Source organism: Pseudomonas sp. NPDC087615 (assembly GCF_044743445.1).
GTDB lineage: Bacteria > Pseudomonadota > Gammaproteobacteria > Pseudomonadales > Pseudomonadaceae > Aquipseudomonas > Aquipseudomonas baetica_A.
In genome coordinates, this window is sequence record NZ_JBIUWM010000030.1 from 57,123 (window position 1) to 74,057 (window position 16,935).

17 protein-coding genes are annotated in these 16,935 nt (G+C 60.6%); 6 read left to right on the forward strand and 11 right to left on the reverse strand.

From position 1 onward, the window contains the following. From ACIOU6_RS16420 to ACIOU6_RS16435, 4 genes are all read right to left on the reverse strand, one after another. Positions 1-515 (reverse strand): DUF4136 domain-containing protein (locus tag ACIOU6_RS16420; RefSeq protein WP_401137909.1); only part of this gene is annotated, 515 nt, incomplete at its 3' end. 54 nt (positions 516-569) lie between these two features. Further along, on the reverse strand, positions 570-1,181 hold the full coding sequence (locus tag ACIOU6_RS16425) for a DUF4136 domain-containing protein (RefSeq protein ID WP_221732790.1): 612 nt from the start codon (positions 1,179-1,181) through the stop codon (positions 570-572). Between the two features lie 12 nt (positions 1,182-1,193). Beyond that, the gene (locus ACIOU6_RS16430) at positions 1,194-1,943 is read right to left on the reverse strand and encodes a methyltransferase (protein WP_221732791.1); all 750 of its coding nucleotides are present in this window, start codon (positions 1,941-1,943) and stop codon (positions 1,194-1,196) included. Further along, positions 1,943-2,245: a MazG-like family protein gene (locus tag ACIOU6_RS16435; RefSeq protein WP_221732792.1), complete on the reverse strand. Its 303-nt coding sequence runs from the start codon at positions 2,243-2,245 to the stop codon at positions 1,943-1,945. Before ACIOU6_RS16435 ends, ACIOU6_RS16430 begins: the two co-directional genes overlap by 1 nt. Before the next feature lie 148 nt (positions 2,246-2,393). Between ACIOU6_RS16435 and ACIOU6_RS16440 the strand changes: the two genes are divergently transcribed. Together ACIOU6_RS16440 and ACIOU6_RS16445 are read left to right on the forward strand one after the other, a co-directional pair. Continuing rightward, positions 2,394-2,687 (forward strand): hypothetical protein, encoded by a 294-nt coding sequence (locus tag ACIOU6_RS16440; RefSeq protein WP_221732793.1) that lies wholly within the window; start codon positions 2,394-2,396, stop codon positions 2,685-2,687. Positions 2,688-2,787: 100 nt separating this feature from the next. Beyond that, complete coding sequence (locus ACIOU6_RS16445; protein WP_401137913.1) at positions 2,788-4,137, forward strand: MATE family efflux transporter; 1,350 nt, start codon at positions 2,788-2,790, stop codon at positions 4,135-4,137. Here the strand turns inward: ACIOU6_RS16445 and ACIOU6_RS16450 are convergent. From ACIOU6_RS16450 to ACIOU6_RS16480, 7 genes are all read right to left on the reverse strand, one after another. After that, positions 4,131-5,006 carry an alpha/beta hydrolase gene (locus ACIOU6_RS16450; RefSeq protein WP_401137916.1) on the reverse strand — a complete coding sequence of 292 codons (876 nt, stop codon included), beginning with the start codon at positions 5,004-5,006 and terminating at the stop codon, positions 4,131-4,133. The genes ACIOU6_RS16445 and ACIOU6_RS16450 overlap by 7 nt on opposite strands. A 17-nt stretch (positions 5,007-5,023) precedes the next feature. After that, positions 5,024-5,818 (reverse strand): DUF4123 domain-containing protein, encoded by a 795-nt coding sequence (locus ACIOU6_RS16455; protein WP_401137918.1) that lies wholly within the window; start codon positions 5,816-5,818, stop codon positions 5,024-5,026. Next, on the reverse strand, positions 5,815-7,164 hold the full coding sequence (locus tag ACIOU6_RS16460) for a type VI secretion system Vgr family protein (RefSeq protein ID WP_401137921.1): 1,350 nt from the start codon (positions 7,162-7,164) through the stop codon (positions 5,815-5,817). Before ACIOU6_RS16460 ends, ACIOU6_RS16455 begins: the two co-directional genes overlap by 4 nt. 233 nt (positions 7,165-7,397) lie before the next feature. Next, the gene (speA, locus tag ACIOU6_RS16465; protein WP_221732798.1) at positions 7,398-9,311 is read right to left on the reverse strand and encodes an arginine decarboxylase; all 1,914 of its coding nucleotides are present in this window, start codon (positions 9,309-9,311) and stop codon (positions 7,398-7,400) included. 218 nt (positions 9,312-9,529) lie between these two features. Further along, positions 9,530-9,901 (reverse strand): translation initiation factor Sui1, encoded by a 372-nt coding sequence (locus ACIOU6_RS16470; RefSeq protein WP_202370046.1) that lies wholly within the window; start codon positions 9,899-9,901, stop codon positions 9,530-9,532. A gap of 187 nt (positions 9,902-10,088) precedes the next feature. After that, positions 10,089-10,646, reverse strand: a complete 558-nt coding sequence (locus ACIOU6_RS16475; RefSeq protein WP_221732800.1) for an NUDIX hydrolase — start codon at positions 10,644-10,646, stop codon at positions 10,089-10,091. A 3-nt stretch (positions 10,647-10,649) separates the two neighbouring features. Then, the gene (locus ACIOU6_RS16480) at positions 10,650-11,717 is read right to left on the reverse strand and encodes a DUF2333 family protein (protein ID WP_221732801.1); all 1,068 of its coding nucleotides are present in this window, start codon (positions 11,715-11,717) and stop codon (positions 10,650-10,652) included. A 436-nt stretch (positions 11,718-12,153) separates the two neighbouring features. On the opposite strand from ACIOU6_RS16480, the gene gcbA reads away from it, so the two are divergent. From gcbA to accB, 4 genes are all read left to right on the forward strand, one after another. Beyond that, positions 12,154-13,824 (forward strand): diguanylate cyclase GcbA, encoded by a 1,671-nt coding sequence (gene gcbA / locus ACIOU6_RS16485; protein ID WP_221732802.1) that lies wholly within the window; start codon positions 12,154-12,156, stop codon positions 13,822-13,824. 954 nt (positions 13,825-14,778) lie between these two features. Further along, positions 14,779-15,822, forward strand: a complete 1,044-nt coding sequence (locus tag ACIOU6_RS16490; protein WP_401137931.1) for a methyl-accepting chemotaxis protein — start codon at positions 14,779-14,781, stop codon at positions 15,820-15,822. A gap of 246 nt (positions 15,823-16,068) precedes the next feature. Further along, positions 16,069-16,521, forward strand: a complete 453-nt coding sequence (gene aroQ / locus ACIOU6_RS16495; protein WP_221732804.1) for a type II 3-dehydroquinate dehydratase — start codon at positions 16,069-16,071, stop codon at positions 16,519-16,521. 48 nt (positions 16,522-16,569) lie between these two features. Then, positions 16,570-16,935 (forward strand): acetyl-CoA carboxylase biotin carboxyl carrier protein (accB, locus tag ACIOU6_RS16500; RefSeq protein WP_401137926.1); only part of this gene is annotated, 366 nt, incomplete at its 3' end.

Genomic DNA, 16,935 nt, shown 5'->3' on the forward strand with positions numbered 1-16,935 from the left:
CGAACCGCAGCGCTGCGATCCGCCGGGTTGGGGGTGCTGCTGAGCATGCGCTCATCGCTGCCGCGCCAGACCAGTTTGCCGTCCTTGCCATCGAGCAGGTCGATCTGGATGGTCGCGACCTTGTAGGTGATGTTGCGCGTTTCGTTGTACATCGGCGCGCCCCAGTAACCATTCCACGGCCCACCCCAACCGCCGCCGTAGTTGGTCGTCACTTGCTGCTGACGATCCTCGACGATCAGATACGCCTGCACACTCAAATCGCCCTTGGCGCCTACAGCGGCCGGGCGCAAACCGCGCTGGTCCAGTTGATCGGTGACCGCCTGGCGAATGCGTTGTTCGGTCAGGTCGCTCTTGATCCGTGGGTCATCGGGGCGGTATTGCAGGGCGGGTTCTTTCCAGCTCCAACTGCGATACGCGGCAAAGTCGCGGCTGGCATCGAAATCATGATTGACCTGGTTGGCGGCGCAGGCGCTGAGCAGCGCGGCCATGGCCAGTAAAGCGAGACGGCGGAACATGGAATTTCTCCGGTTGAAGACATGAACCTGCGACAGCGCCCCCATTGCTGAGCGCTAACTCGGAGGATACGCCGACAAGGCCTTTTCCACAGCCTCGCGAATGGCATCGGTGCGATCGATCTGGCTGCCGTTGTTCGCCGTTTCGGCGCTGGCACTCCAGACAGGTTGACCGGTGCCGGCATCGAACAAGTCGACCTGCACCACCACTACCTGCTCTTGATAAGTACGCACGATGGGCACCGTGTTGTACATCCCGTAACCGCGACCATAACGGTCATAGCCGCCGTATCCGCCGTAGTAACCGCTGTCGTCCTGCACCTGGCGCAGGCGGGTTTGCAGGCTCAAACGGGCGCTGACCAACAGGTCGGCCGGGCGGTTGTCATGCAACGGGCGCAAGCCGCGCTGGTCCAGTCCATTGCTGACAGCTTCGGCCACTTGCGCCGAATCGGCCCACGCGGTGCCGGGTGGCAATTGTCCGTTGAGCCACGCCCAACTGCGATAACGCCCGTAATCGCGTGGTGGCGCCGGGTAGGCGCTGCGATCAAAGGTGTTGGCCGCTTGTGGCGGCGCGGGCGGCAAGGGTAGCGACTGCGCCACATAGGGGTTGTTGCCCTGGCAGGCGGCCAACCCCAGACACATCAGCAATAACCCGCATTGAGCTTTCATTTCAGGCTCCGATCAGATCGGCCGACAGATCCAGTGCAAGTAACGCCCAAGCCCGGCGAAGCTTGGGTGACGACGGTGAGCGAGTTCCATCTCGAGCAAATCCACAAGTTCGGCGCGGGCCTGGAATTCGACTGGCATGTAATCGTGGAACACCCTCACCCCGCTTTGGGTTTCGACCTGCCACAGGCCTTCGAGTTGCGTCGCCAGTTCCCGTGGGTCGAGGGGCATCTGCGGGGTCAGGCTCTGCTTTTCGCCGGCCATGACGTTCTTGCGCATCTTCTTGAAATGGCCTTTGAGCAGGTTGCGATAGATCAGCGCATCACGGTTGTAGAACGCCAGGGACAGCCATCCGCCGGGTTTGGTCAGTTGATGCAACACCGGCAGGATCGCGTGGGGTTCGGCCAGCCATTCCAGCACGGCGTGGCAGATCACCAGATCGTAGGGTTCGGTGAGTTGCCCGAGCAGCTCCTGCCACGGCGCCTGAATGAACGTCGCGGTTTGCCCGGCATCGGCAAACCGCTGGCGCGCACCTTCAAGCATCGGCTCGGCCGGCTCGGTAAAGGTCACATCATGCCCGCGCTCGGCCAGCCACAGCGACATGTGGCCCAACCCGCCACCGATGTCCAATACGCGCAACGGTCGATCCGGCAGCGCTTCGGCAAGGTCAGCCTGCAACACCGCGAGGCGAATAGCGCCTTTGGCACCACCGTAGATTTTTTCGGCGAAACGGGTCGCCAACTGATCGAAATGCCGGTCGCTCATCAGCTGAACCGCCGTTCGCTGTCGGCGAGCTTGCTGCGCACCACGTCATTCATGTCCAACCCCAACTCGCTGCACAGCAGTAACAGATACAGGACGATATCGCCGACTTCCTGCCCGGCGTGGGCGAGTTTGTCCGCTGGCAACTGACGCGACTGGTCTTCGCTCAGCCACTGGAAGATCTCCACCAGTTCGGACATCTCGACGCTGGCGGCCATGGCGAGGTTTTTCGGGCTGTGAAATTGCCGCCAGTCATTGCGGTCGCGAATGGCGTGCAGGCGTTCGGTCAGTTCAACAAGGTTCATCGGGCTCTCCTGAAGGCGTATAGCTTCGGGGGGATGCCGATTGAAGGCAAGGGGCTGTCACAGGATTGAGGTAAACCCTCTATAGTTGCAGGGAACTCGGCCACCCACGTTGTGGCCCAAGGCTCAGCTCTTTCATCAGGATGCACACATGCAGGTAGAAAGCTTTTTCGAATGGCTCGGCCAGGCACTCGGCTCGGTCATCCGCTTTATCGTTGATGGCCTCAGCGGGCTGTTCAACCTGTTGAGCAATGCCGGCGGCAACTTTGTCGACGGCTTGTCCAGAACCTTGGGCATGGATACGTCGATCATCAGCATCATCGCGCTGATCGTCGGTCTGATGCTGTTGTGGTCGGCGATTCGCGCGTTCATGAATGCGTCGATCATTGCCGGGATCATCTGGTTGCTGCTGGGGTTGTGGCTGCTGAGTTGGATCATCCACTGACACCGCAAGAGCCTGTGGGAGCGAGTAGGCTCACTCCCACAATTGATCGCCTTGCAACCCGCATCAATCGCTACAATCCCCGCTCCCCCAAGGAGCCCGCATGCCCAACCTGATTGCCGACTGGCGCGACCGCCCGACTCACCGCAAGGTCTGGGCGCTTGCTGCGCCGATGATCCTTTCCAATATTTCCGTGCCACTGGTGGCGCTGGTCGACAGCACCGTCATCGGCCACTTGCCTCACGCCCATCAATTGGGCGCGGTGGCGGTCGGGGCCAGCCTGTATACCTTTCTCGCCTGGGCCATGGGTTTTCTGCGCATGGGCACCACAGGCTTCGCCGCGCAAGCGGCCGGGCGCAGTGATGGCGCGGCGTTGCGGCAAATTCTGTTGCAAGGTCTGCTGCTGGCGATGGGACTGTCCCTGGTGCTCGGCACTTTGGGCGTACCGTTAAGCGGCGTGGCGTTGCACTTCATGCAACCGTCGGCGGAACTTGATCAACTGACCCGCGACTTTTTCCACACCCGGCTGTTCGGCTTGCCCGCCGCGCTGGCCAGTTACGCTCTGGTCGGCTGGTTCCTCGGCACGCAGAACGCCCGGGCGCCGCTGGCGATTCTGCTGACCACCAACCTGATCAACATCGTGCTAAACCTGTGGTTCGTCATGGGGCTGGACTGGGGCGTGGTCGGCTCGGCTCGGGCCTCCGTGATCGCCGAATGGAGCGGTGCCCTTCTGGGGCTAATGCTGACCCGCAAAGCATTGCGCGCCTATCCGGGGCATATTGTCTGGGCCGCCCTCAAGGTGTGGCAGAGCTGGCGCCCGCTACTGGCGGTCAATCGCGACATTTTCATCCGCAGCCTGGCGCTGCAATCAGTGTTTTTCATGATCACCGTGCAAGGCGCTCGTCTCGGCGATGCCACTGTCGCGGCCAACGCATTGCTGCTCAACGGCCTGCTGCTGACTGCTCATGCGCTGGACGGTCTGGCCCACGCGGTCGAGGCGTTGTGTGGACACGCCATCGGTGCCCGTGATCGCCTCGCGTTGCGCCGTTCTCTGGTGGTGGCCGGCGGTTGGTCGCTGATCGCCAGCCTCGGATTCGCCACGCTGTTTTTGCTGGCGGGGCATCTGTTTATCGAAATGCAGACCAACATCCAGAGCGTGCGCGACACGGCGTTCATTTATCTGCCCTACCTCGCCGTGCTGCCGTTGATTGCGGTCTGGAGTTACCTGCTCGACGGTCTGTTCATCGGTGCCACCCGTGCGCGCGAAATGCGCAACGGCATGCTGCTGACGGTGCTACTGCTGGTGCCGTTCGCGTGGGCGCTGCAAGGTTTGGGCAATCACGGTCTGTGGATAACGTTTCTGTTGTTCATGGTGCTGCGCAGTCTCACCCTCGGCGCGCAAGCCCTCTGGCTCAAGCGCAACGACGGTTGGTTCAGCGGCGCGACTCACTGAGTCGGCGTGTGTTCGATGAACCCGACCACTTGATCAAGCACCGGCGCCAGTCGACGCAGTGGCCGTGACAGCGTCGCCACCAGCGTTATGTGATTGGGCCGCGAGTAATACAAATCCTGCACCGGCACCCCGGCCTCGCGCAGTTTGCGCGCAAGGCCGCCGGTGTTGCGTGTCGGGTTGACCAGATCATCTTTGTTCGCGGCGATCAGCAGAGCCGGTGGTGCGTGGCGACTGACGTGATTGATAGGCTGCGATTGCGGCGGTGAGTCCGGCCAGAAAAACACCGGGCGCACGTCTGGATTCTTGATTGGCAGAAAGTCATAAGGCCCGGCCAGACCGATCCAGCCGCTGATGTCACTGGGCGACATGCCCACCGCAGCGAGCCAGTCCTTGTCCAGCGCCAGCATTGCCGCGTTGTAGCCACCGGAGCTGTGGCCCATCAGATACAAGCGCTGCGGATTGCCGGAAAACTCGCGGATGTGCGTTTTGGTCCAGGCAACCGCCCGGGCGCCGTCCTGCAGAAACCGCGGGTAACGCACTTGCGGATACAAGCGATAATCCGCCACCACCGCGACTATCCCCCGCGATGCCAGCGCCTCGCCGACAAACGTGTAGTCTTCACGGTCGCCACTGTTCCAACTGCCACCGTAGAAAAACACCACCACCGGCGCATCCGGCAACGCATGATGCGGCACATACACATCGAGCTTCTGCCGGGGATCGTCGCCATAAGCAATGCCCGTGGTTTTGTCGAACGTGGTGTCCGGGGTCAGCGCATTGAGCAGTTTCACCGGCGAACAACCGCTCAGTGCCAACAGCAATACGCCCCCCAGCATTGCGCCGACCCCTTGCCGGAAAAAACCTGCCATACGCGCAGAACCTCATCTCAAAATTGATCGCCGTGCCACTGGCGACGTACATGGTCAAGCCGCTCCTGCTGGGTCAGCCCCACCGGGGGAGGCACCAGCACGGCACGCGGATGCAGCAAGCGTAGCCACAACCAGCCATCGAGCACGGTGCGGTCGCTGAACCCCAGCTCCAGGCCTTGTTGGACATGGGAGGCCATCGCCGCGTAATCGGTTCCCAACGATTGGCACCAGCGCCAGATGTGCTGCTCCAGCAGGCAGGTTTGCAGGCGCTCGCGCTGACGACGGGTGAGGTTTTCTTCGATGTTCAGTGGCTCGACGGCCAGCCCAGGGTTACGCAACTGCTGCCAACCCTGACTGCCAATCGCGTAGTCGGCCCAGGTGCCTCCGAACCAACGCAACAGGCGGATCGGCCCGAGCCAGCGACTCAATTCGCCAGCGTCACAGGCGTCGAAAAAGTAGCTAGCGGTCTGGCGGTTGTAATAGCTGAGCAAGGCCCGATGGCTCAAGCCGAACGAGACCGTGAGCATGCGCTGCAAATGGCTGAGCAGCTCCTGCGCCGTTGCCTCGCTGCCCAGCAGCAGACCGCGCCAGGTATCCGGGTCGCTGTGACACAACGACGCCAATGCCGGGCAATTGTGCAAGTCGACCAGCACCGGACCGTGCTCACTGACCGGTTGAAACTCGGTACCGTCAAACAACCAGAAGCACCGTACTCCGGGGAAGCCCTGATGCAATACCGTCAATGCCCGCGCGGCATCCGCGCCGTCGAGCAACAGCCATTGCGCCGTCGGCTCATGCGCCGCGCCACTCATGTTGCGCCGCTCTGTTCAAGCGCCGCGACCAACCGACAACTGCAGACCGACTCTGCGCAGTGGCTGAAACTGCCACCTCCCGGAATCAGGCACAGCAGCAATAACGGTTCGCCCGACGTCAGCAGTTGCTGCAAGCCTTCACTCGCCAACCGGGTTGGCACAGGCATCGGCGGCTCATCGCTGATCTGCGCCTCCATGACCGACGGCTGGAGAACGCCGCTGATCACCGGTTGATCTGGATCGCCCTCAAAGAAACTCACCACCACTTCCACGCCATCGCTCAGCGCCGCCAACGGCGCATCGGCCAAGGCCGGTGCGAGCGGCAGCCAACAATGACTCGGCGCCGCACCTTCGCCCTGATAGAGCCAATCGAACTGCACCGCCACCGGCCGCCTGCAATCAGGCTGCGGCTCATCGACCGTCACCACCCAGGCCCGTTGCAGGCTGTGCATGCGCGGTCTCGACGGCATCGCGGCCGCCGCAGACGGCGGTAACTGCAGCGCGCCGAACAGTCGGTTGGCATAGGGCAGATCAAGGGCCGGATCCGCGCTATGTTCAATCCGCGTCAACAACCAATGGCGATTGCACTCGGCGAACGGATGATCGGCCAGGCGCAGCCATTGACCGCTGCGCAACGCCGCCAAATCACTGCGTCCTTCGGCATTTGGCGCCTGCCACGCGCCCTCGCCCTGAAACGATTCCAGCAGTTGCCAATGGTGGACCGCGGGCGAAGAAAAAGGATCGGCGCGCTCGCGCTGATACAGCGCGACTTCAGCCAATGGCAACCGTGCTGGATCATCGCCGAACACCAGGCAATGCCGGTCATGCTCGTGTTCAAAGAAGTAGTGAATCCGTGCCTGCGCGCACAAGCGCTGGAGCAGTTGCAGATCGGACTCACGGTATTGCGTGCAGAACGTGCGGGCCGGGTAGTCGCCGTGCAAGTCGAAGCGTCGCTGAGCGCCGACAATCCCGTGCTCCCTGAGCACCTGATTGATGATCTGCGGCACCGATCGGCCACTGAATATCCGCTGACTGATACGCAGATCGAGGCAACCGAGTTTCGGCCCCAAACGGATCCGACTCAGCCGCGAACCGTGCCCGTGCTCATGCTGGACAAGACTCTGCAACTGCCCGTGCACGCCCTCCCCCGACGGTCCGAAACACAGGAACGCCGAACGGTAAAGCAGGCCGGCGAGATCCAACTGCGGATCGTCGATCAACACATCGATCTCGAACGCAAAAGGCTCGCTGAGGGCTTCGCTACCGGTAAAGGCCAGGACTTCGAAAGGGGCGGACAGGCCCGCTACATCGAGACGAAACGACGACTCGTTGACTGGATCGAACATGGGCGGATCTCTACAGGAGGGGCGGTCGGGGATTCTCGCCGAGACCCCGTGCCGAGTAGAGTGCCGAAGTACAACTTAGGAAATGACCTACGCGAAAAGCAGACCGGATGACTTTGCCGGCTTGGATAGCCAAGCATTTCGCGAAGATTTTGGGATGTATCCCACCGAGCCATCCGATTTTTCCGCAGCGTTTGGGAAAATTTCAGACAACCCGGCGAGATTGCAACCTGGCCTCAGGAGGACAGGTAGGAGGAGCGGGTCAGGCCCAGACGCAAGGCATCGAGAAATTGCGTACGTTCGCTGGCACTGATGCGGGCACTGGCGCATTTGTCGCGGTAGTGAGTCATCAGTTCTTCCGGCGACAAGTGCACGTAACGCAGCATGTCTTCGATGGTGTCGTGGGTTTCGATGCCGGCGTGGTACACGCTGCCATCAGCGTTCTGGTAGATGTTCACCGAGTCGGTGTCACCGAACAGATTGTGCATGTCGCCGAGGATTTCCTGATAGGCGCCGACTAGGAACACACCCAGCAAGTAGTCTTCACCTTCGTTCAGGCCGTGCACGGGCAGGCTGGTCTCGATGCTCTGCTCGTCGACGTACTGGTTGATCTTGCCATCGGAGTCGCAGGTCAGATCCTGCAGCACAGCACGGCGTAGCGGCTCTTCGTCGAGGCGGTGCAGCGGGATGATCGGCAGTACCTGATCGATTGCCCAAGTGTCCGGCAGGCTCTGGAACACCGAGAAGTTGCAGATGTACTTGTCGGCCAGCTTGTCGTTGAGTTCGTCGAGCACCTGACGGTGTGAACGCTGACGGGCTTTCAGCGAGTTGTGCAGGCGACGGCACACGGCGAAGTAGCACTGCTCGGCCAAGGCTTTCTCGGCCAGGGTCAGCTTGCCGTCAGCGTACTGGGCTGCCACGTCGCTCATGTAGTGCGTGGCGCGCCAGTAGGTTTCGGTGACCATTTCGATGTCGGTCGGGCCCAGCAGGTCAACCAGCCACTGCACGGTTTCCGGCAGCGATTCCTTGTTCTCGATCTGCGGCACGTCGTCGTTGTGTTTCTCGACGTCGGTCACCTGCACCACCAGCATGGCGTGGTGCGCGGTCAGCGAACGGCCGCTTTCGGAGAAGATGTGCGGGTGTGGCAGGCTCTGCGCGTCGCAGAACTCCTTGAGCATCCCGACCACGACACCGGCGTAATCGTCCATGTCGTAGTTGATCGAACTGGCGTTGCGCGAGTGCGTGCCATCGTAGTCGACGCCCAGACCGCCGCCGACGTCGATGTGATCGACCGGCAGACCGAGATTGCGCAGCTCGCCGTAGTAACGGATCGCTTCCTTGAAGCCGTGCTGATAGTCGGCCAGGTTGGCGATCTGCGAACCCATGTGGAAGTGCAGCAGGCGAATGCCTTGATCCAGGCCGGCGGCACGGAAGCGCTCGACCACCGACAGCAGTTGCGCCGCCGACAGACCGAATTTGGACTTCTCACCACCGGTGTCCGCCCACTTGGACGACGCCAGCGACGACAGCCGCACGCGCAGGCCGACCTGTGGCTTGACCTTGAGCGAGGCGGCTTCTTCGATCACCAGAGCGACTTCGGACTCTTTCTCGATGACGATGAATACGTTGTGACCGAGTTTCTGGCCCATCAGCGCCAGACGAATGAACTCGCGGTCCTTGTAACCGTTGCAGACGATGGTGCCGCCCTTCGGCGCCAGTGCCAGCACGGCCAGCAGCTCAGGCTTGGAGCCGGCTTCCAGACCGATGGAGACGTCCTGGGTGGCGATGATGTTCTCGATCACCGCTTCTTGCTGGTTAACCTTGATCGGGTACAGCGCGGTGTACTTGCTTTGGTACTCCAGGCGCTCGATGTTCGCATCGAAAGCACCGGTCAGTTGACGGACACGGTCTTGCAGGATGTCGGGAAAACGAACCAGCAACGGCAAGGACAAACCGCTTTGGCGCAGTTGATCGACTTGCTCGAACAGGTCGATAGGCGAACTGTTCGGGCCGTTCGGACGAACTTCGACGCGACCGGCGTCATTGATCGCGAAATACCCGGCCCCCCAATGGCGAATCCCGTAAACACTGCGGCTGTCCGCAACTGTCCATTGGCTGCCATCGTCTTTGCGTGTGCGTCTTACGGACATCGAAGTCCCCTATAAAGAAGTCATAGTGCGTCGCCTGATCTCAGGCCGGCGCAGTCTAAAGAATGAAAATGACGGTTCGTCAGCGCGGCGGTAGACCGCGCTGACAGCGTGGAGTTTAGAAACCGGTCATGAACAGGCTCTGTGAAACCATGGAGACGACGCCGATGCTGAAACTGTTCAGAACCGGATCAAGCCGCAGGTGGGTTTCACAGAGGCTGCTAGCCGCCGGACTTCTTCGCTTTGAAACCGTGCTTGATCAGCTCAGCCAAGAGTAGCTCGACATGATCGCCCTGGATTTCGATGATCCCGTCTTTCAACGCCCCACCGGTGCCGCAACGTTTCTTTAACGTTGTCGCCAACTCTTTGAGCGCGTCTTCAGCCAGCGGCACGCCGGTGATGGTGGTCACCGTCTTGCCGCCACGGCCCTTGCTCTCGCGACGCACGCGGGCAATGCCGTCACCGGCCGGGATCACGGTTTGTTTGCAGATGCAGACGTCCACCGGTTTACTGCATTCCGGGCAATGACGACCTGCGTCGGTGGAAAATACCAGGCCACCTAAGGCGGCGAAGGATGCGGCTTTTTTGGCCACCGGCAATCCTCTTGGGAGGACAAAGACTGATCGCAACCTTGGGCAAGGTTATCGACCGCGAAGCCCCACTCAGGCAGGGGCAGCGCTACTGCACCGACGCTTCACTAAAAGCAGGCCGGTACAGCTTGAAAAGGTCGCGCAGTGTAACGGCAAAAACGCCGATTGCTAAGAGCCAATCGGCGCCAATTTATGTGTTCTTTGCGACGTCGCTTTGCTGAGCCTTCAGATAGCGCTTGAGCGCGGCCAACGAGTCCGGGCAATAAGGCTTTTGCTCGATTTCGCGCATCACTTGCTCGACGGAAATAAAGCGCGCTTCCAGCACTTCTTCGGGCTGCAGGATCAGTGGGCCGTCCCACACCGCGGAAAACGCCGAACACCACAGACGGTTGCCGGTGTCTTCGAAGTAGAAATGGTCGTGAGCGGTAAGTTCAACGCCGCTCACACCCAGTTCCTCTTCCAGCTCACGGGCCGCTGACTCGGCGTAAGTCTCATTCGCCTGAACCATGCCGCCGGCCGCCACGTCCCAGTAACCGGGATAAATGGCCTTGCTCAACGTGCGCCGGTGCACGCAAAGGTCTCCGGCAGAATTGAACAGCATGATGTAAGTGCCGCGACCGATCAGTCCTCTATCGCGCAAATCGGCACGCACCAAGGCACCGAGCAGGTTGTCCTGCTCGTCAACCCAGGCAATGTGTTCGGCATCCGAGGCAGCGCGATGCGCCGCCTCTTTGGCGTTCTGACTCATGAATCAGCCCTGATTGAGCAGTTGACGCAAATCGATGACGGCGGCGTTGGCCCGGGAAATATAGTTGGCCATGACCAGCGAGTGGTTGGCCAGCACGCCGAAGCCACTGCCGTTGAGGATCATCGGGCTCCAGACAGGCTCCTGCGAGGCTTCCAGTTCGCGGATGATCTGACGCACGCTGACCGTGGCGTTCTTCTTCGCCAGCACATCGGCGAAGTCGACTTCGATGGCGCGCAGCAAGTGCGACAGCGCCCAGGCCTGACCGCGAGCTTCGTAGAAAACGTTGTCAATCTGCATCCACGGGGTTTCGACAACTTCTTCGTCGACCTGCGGCACTTCGCCAACGGCCGGAGCTTCGGTTTTCAGCGCGGTGTTGAGTTTGACCCGGCCGACGCTTGCCGACAGCCGTTGCGACAGCGAACCCAAGCGGGTGCCGACATCGCCCAGCCAGTTGTTCAGGTTATCGGCACGGGCGTAGAACAGCGCGTTTTTCTGGGTCGGATCAGACAAGCGTGCCTGATAACGGCTCAAGGAGTTGATGCCTTCCTGATACTCCGACTCACTGGATGGCAAGATCCAGCTCTTGTTGTCGAAGTTGAAACGCGGTTCGGCCTTGGCCAGATCGGCATCTTCCGCCGACTGCGATTGCGAACGGGCGAAGTCTTTGCGCAGGGCACGGGTCAAGTCGCGCACTTGCACCAGTACGCCATATTCCCAGCTCGGCGTGTTGTCCATCCACAGGCCTGGCGGGAAGCGGTCATTGGAAATGTAACCGCCCGGTTTGTCGAGCAAGGTGCTGGCAACGGTCTTGAGGGTTTCGACGGTGGTGTAGCCGATCACCATTTGCTTGCCTTCTTTCTCGGCAGCCAACTGCGCGTTTTGTGCCACCGGAAACAGCGCCGGCTCCTGGCTCCAGTACCAGCCAAGGCCGATGGTCACCAATAGATAGATGCCGACCAGCGTGGCCAGCGCACGGCTGAACAACACCCCGCCGACATAGCTGCGGGTTGCCGACTTCGGCTCGGCAGCACGTTCAGGCGCGCTGCCCGCGCGGTTTTTCCAGTCCAGCATGGCGATATCCTTTCAATCACTTGGGTTCAACGGTTCGACCACAACCATACAACAACGTGCCTTGGGCCGGCACCCGCCATTAAAGATAAGCCGTAAATCGTTCAAGCGAATGAGGCAACATTTGAACTAAGGGAATCCCTGATACCGACTCCTCACATCCATAGCGCCGCAGGGCAGTGAAAACCATCGTTCAGCGCATTCACTGCACTGATGAGATGCGCACCTGAAAATCACTCAGATTTAAGCAGATCACACTGCAAACTGCCGATTCAACGGGACTTCGCCGACGAACAGGTCAAAAACAAAACCACTTGGTCAGAAACTGAATAGTGATGCACTGCAGATTATTGACTCATGACACTCGTCTAAGGGAAAAGAGGTGCTAGCATAGAGCCACCAGTCGATCTCAGCATGCAGCCTAACTAGTAGTCAGGATATGACCGAGCCAGAAGACCCCAGCCGTGAGCGTCTCAAGCACCACTTTGCCCAGCGGGTAATTCATCAGGCACGTCAGATTCTTGAGATATGGCAGCGCCTGCAACGCAGTGAGTGGTCCACCGTCGACCTCGCCGAACTGAGCGAGGCCAACTTGCGCCTGCTGCGTTTTGCCGAGCGCTTCGAACAGCCCGAACACACCCAGCTTGCGCGCCACATCGGCCAGTCGCTGGAAGCGGTGGATGCCAATCGTGGCCGACTGAGCAGCGGATTGATCACTGACCTCAATCGCTTGATGCAACGCCTGTCACGCACCGGCCTGCGCCATGGCGATCAACTCGACCAGACCTTCCTGCCGCCGCTGCGCAAACCGATCTACGTCATGCTGCAGGACCATGACCGCGCTGAGCGATTGGCCAAACAACTGGAATTTTTCGGTCTGAGCGCTCAGGCGCTTGATAGCGTGGCAGCGTTTCGCTCCTCGATGGTCGAGCGTTTGCCAGCCGCGATCGTCATGGACGTGGATTTCAGCGGGGCCGGCATTGGCCTGAAACTCGCCGCCGAAGCGCAAGTAGGCCTGGACGAGCCGTTGCCGTTGCTGTTCTTCAGCCTGCACGAAACCGATACGCCGACCCGCCTCGCCGCCGTGCGCGCCGGTGGTCAGGAATTTCTCACCGGCACCCTCGAAGCGTCGAGCCTGCTGGAGAAGATCGAAGTCCTCACCTGCGTCGCTCAGTACGAACCTTATAAAGTGCTGATCATCGATGACTCCCGCGCCCAGGCCTTACACACCGAACGCCTGCTCAACAGCGCCGGGATCGTCACACGCACCCTGATCGAACCGATTCAGGCCATGGCCGAACTGGCGGATTTCCAGCCAGACCTGATCATCCTCGACATGTACATGCCGGCCTGCACTGGCACCGAGCTGGCCAAGGTGATCCGCCACAACGACCGCTACGTCAGCGTGCCGATCATTTACCTGTCGGCCGAAGACGATCTGGATAAACAGCTCGACGCCATGAGCGAGGGCGGCGACGACTTCCTGACCAAACCGATCAAGCCACGCCACCTGATCACCACCGTGCGCAACCGCGCCGCCCGTGCGCGCAACCTCAAGGCGCGGATGGTGCGCGACAGCCTGACCGGTTTGTACAACCACACCCACATTTTGCAATTGCTCGAAGACTGCTCGTTCCGCGCCCGCCGCGAGAACAAGCCGCTGAGCTTTGCGATGCTCGACATCGACCACTTCAAACGGGTCAATGACAGCCACGGCCACCCAATGGGCGACCGCGTGATCAAGAGCCTCGCGCTGTTTCTTAAACAACGTCTGCGCAAAACCGATTTCATCGGCCGGTACGGCGGCGAAGAGTTCGCCATCGTCATGCCCGACACCGATATCGAAGCCGCGCACAAAGTGCTCGACGAGATTCGTCAACGCTTTGCCGAAATCCACTACCCCGCGCAACCGCAAGATTTGTGGTGCACCTTCAGCGCCGGGGTGGTGGAAATGCATGACGATTCCGACAGCCTGATGATGGCCAGCCAAGCCGACGAAGCGCTGTACCGCGCCAAGGGTGCCGGACGCAATCGAGTGCAGGCCGCGCGGGACTCAAAGCAAAGTGCCATCTTTTCATCGGAATCAACCGATTCGGTCATAACCTTGTAATAGAACCGCAATAAATTCAGGCGCTTACCATTTCTGCCGTTGGTAGCCGTCATGCGCCTGAAGTTGCTCACCAATCTCAATACTCTGCTGCTGGTCGCCGTGTGCGTGGCACTCGGCGCCACCCTGTGGTGGTCGCAAAAAGCTCTGGAACGCCCGTATTTGCTGATGGAGCGTTATCTGGGACTGTCGCAGCAATTTCAGAATGAGGTGGCGCGCAACGTCGAGGACTACCTCGCCAGTGGCGATGCACTGCGCCTGAGCAGCGCCAGCCAGGCCATCGAAGGCTTGCAAAAAGAACTCGGCGAATTGCCGCCAGCACTGGCCGACACGCTGCACCCGAGCCTGTCGAGCCTCGAAGAATTCAGCAAAACCGATCTGCTCGCTGCCGGCAAACTGGCCGGTGATCCGCAGGCATTACTGCTGCAGGCCGAACGCGAACTGAGCGCCAGCCTCGAGCAACTCAGCACTTACGCCAATGGCAACGCGGCCTACCTGACGCCGCTCCTCGTCGCGTCTCAGCACTTAGGCAAACTGTCGTTGGCGCGGGACAAACTGGTCAGTAGCGGACGCAGCGAATTAGCCGCCGACGTTGAGCGAGAAGTCAGCAACATCCGCGCCCAAGCGCAGGTGATCGACGCCCTGCCCTTGCTCGGTGTGGTCGCCAGCAATGAATCGAACAGCGATGACTTCGCAGCGATGATGGGCATCGAGAACACCGAAAAAGCCGTCGCCGAAGATGCCGGTGTCGGCCTCAAGCGTGAACTCAACAGCCTGCTCGGCCGCTACCCGGCGGAGTTGGAACGCACCCGCGAGCAGATCCAGAAACGCACCGACCTGAGCAGCGCCACACACTTGAAAATCGCCGCCGTGCAGCAAGCCATCGCCGGACTGGAGCCCGTGGTGCGCGCCCAGCACGGAAAAATCCAGGGTGAAGTGCGACTGATGCAGGGCGCGATGATCGGCTTGATTCTGTTGATTGCGCTGCTGATCGATACTCTGCAGCGACGTCTGGCCCGCACCCTGACCCACCTGGCTCCAGCCCTGTCGACCTGGGCCGAAGGCGATTTCAGCCGTGACATTCAGTTAGGCAAAACCAATCGCGAACTGCACGACATCGAAGCCTCGCTCAACCGCCTGCGTGCCTATCTGGTCGATCTGGTCGGCACCATTCGCGGCAATGCCGAGCAAGTGGCGGGCAGCAGTCGGACCCTCGCCGAGTTGAGCAACGACTTGCACAGCGGCGCCGAACATCAGGCCGGTGATACGGCGCTGATCCGTGACTCCCTCGGCGAACTTGAGGCCACCATTCAGCAAGTCGCCGGTGATGCTCAGCAGGCAGCGGATGCCAGTCGCCATGCAGGTCTGGCCGTTGAGCACGGTCAGACCGTCATCGGCCAGAGCCTGACGGGGTTGCACGCGCTGGTGGGTGAAGTGCAAGGCAACGCGCAGATGATCGAACATCTGGCCGAAGAGTCGGCGACCATTGGCGGCGTGCTGACGGTGATCCGCTCAATTGCCGACCAGACCAACCTGCTGGCGCTGAACGCGGCGATTGAAGCGGCACGCGCCGGGGAGATGGGCCGCGGTTTTGCCGTAGTCGCCGAGGAAGTCCGCTCGCTGGCGCAGCGGACGGCGGGGGCGACGGCAGAAATCCAAACACTGATCGCCGGCCTGCAAACCGCCGCCCGGCAATCGGTCGAGGGCATGCGCGCGCAGGTCGAGCACGCCGAAGCCACGGCCAATCAGGCGCAAGCGGCGGATGGCGCGCTGGATAAAATCGTTGGCGCGATCCAGACCATTTCCGACACGGCGATCCGCATTGCCGATGTCACCGCTCAACAGAGCGGCGCGGTCAGCGAGATTCGCGATCACAGCGAACGGATTCATCAACTGGGTGGGGATAACTTGCTGCGCATTGGTCAGGGACGTGAACAGGGTGAGAACCTGCTGGTGCTGGGCGGCCAACTGCATACAGCCGTTCAGGCCTTCCGCGTTTGATCGATCGCCTTCGCGAGCACGCTCGCTCCCACCATGAATCGGTGTTGCTCACAATCGCTGTGGGAGCGAGCTTGCTCGCGAAGGCGTCCAACCATCACAAGTGACCGGATTTAATGACACGGTCACAAATTTCGCGCAAACATCGGCCATCGTGCTGGCTATTGCATAGAACTGGACAGTCACAAAGCCTTTGCGGCATAGTCGCCGGGTTCTGACGATTGCTCACTCATGACAAGGACTACGCAGATGGCAACCCTACTGGTGCTGCACGGCCCCAACCTGAACCTGCTCGGCACCCGTGAACCGGGCACCTATGGGTCGACGACCCTGGCGCAGATCAATCAGGACCTGGAACGCCGCGCCCGCGAAGCAGGCCATCATCTGCTGTACCTGCAAAGCAATGCCGAGTACGAATTGATCGACCGCATCCACGCCGCTCGCGGCGAAGGGGTGGACTTCATCCTGATCAATCCAGCAGCTTTTACGCACACAAGTGTCGCATTACGTGACGCGCTGCTGGGAGTGAGCATCCCATTCATCGAAGTGCATTTGTCCAACGTGCACAAACGCGAACCTTTCCGCCATCACTCTTACTTCTCCGACGTAGCGGTGGGAGTGATCTGCGGCCTTGGCGCCAGCGGTTACCGACTGGCCCTGGAGGCTGCCCTGGAACAGCTTGAAAGACAGGCAACGGCTTGAACAACAAGCGTTAAACGCCCCTGACCGACCCTTGGGAGTTGATGATTCATGGATATCCGTAAAGTTAAGAAACTGATCGAATTGCTGGAAGAGTCCGGCATCGACGAGCTCGAGATCAAGGAAGGCGAAGAGTCCGTACGTATCAGCCGCCACAGCAAGACCCCGGCTCAGCAGTACTACGCGCCTGCACCGATGCAAGCACCGGCTGCTGCACCTGTTGCCGCCGCTCCTGTTGCTGCTGCAGCCCCGGCTGCCGCTGCGGCTCCAGCGCTGAACGGCACCGTTGCCCGTTCGCCGATGGTCGGTACTTTCTACCGCAAGTCTTCGCCAGCCTCGCCGTCCTTCGTTGAAGTCGGCCAGACCGTGAAGAAAGGCGACACCCTGTGCATCGTTGAAGCCATGAAGATGATGAAC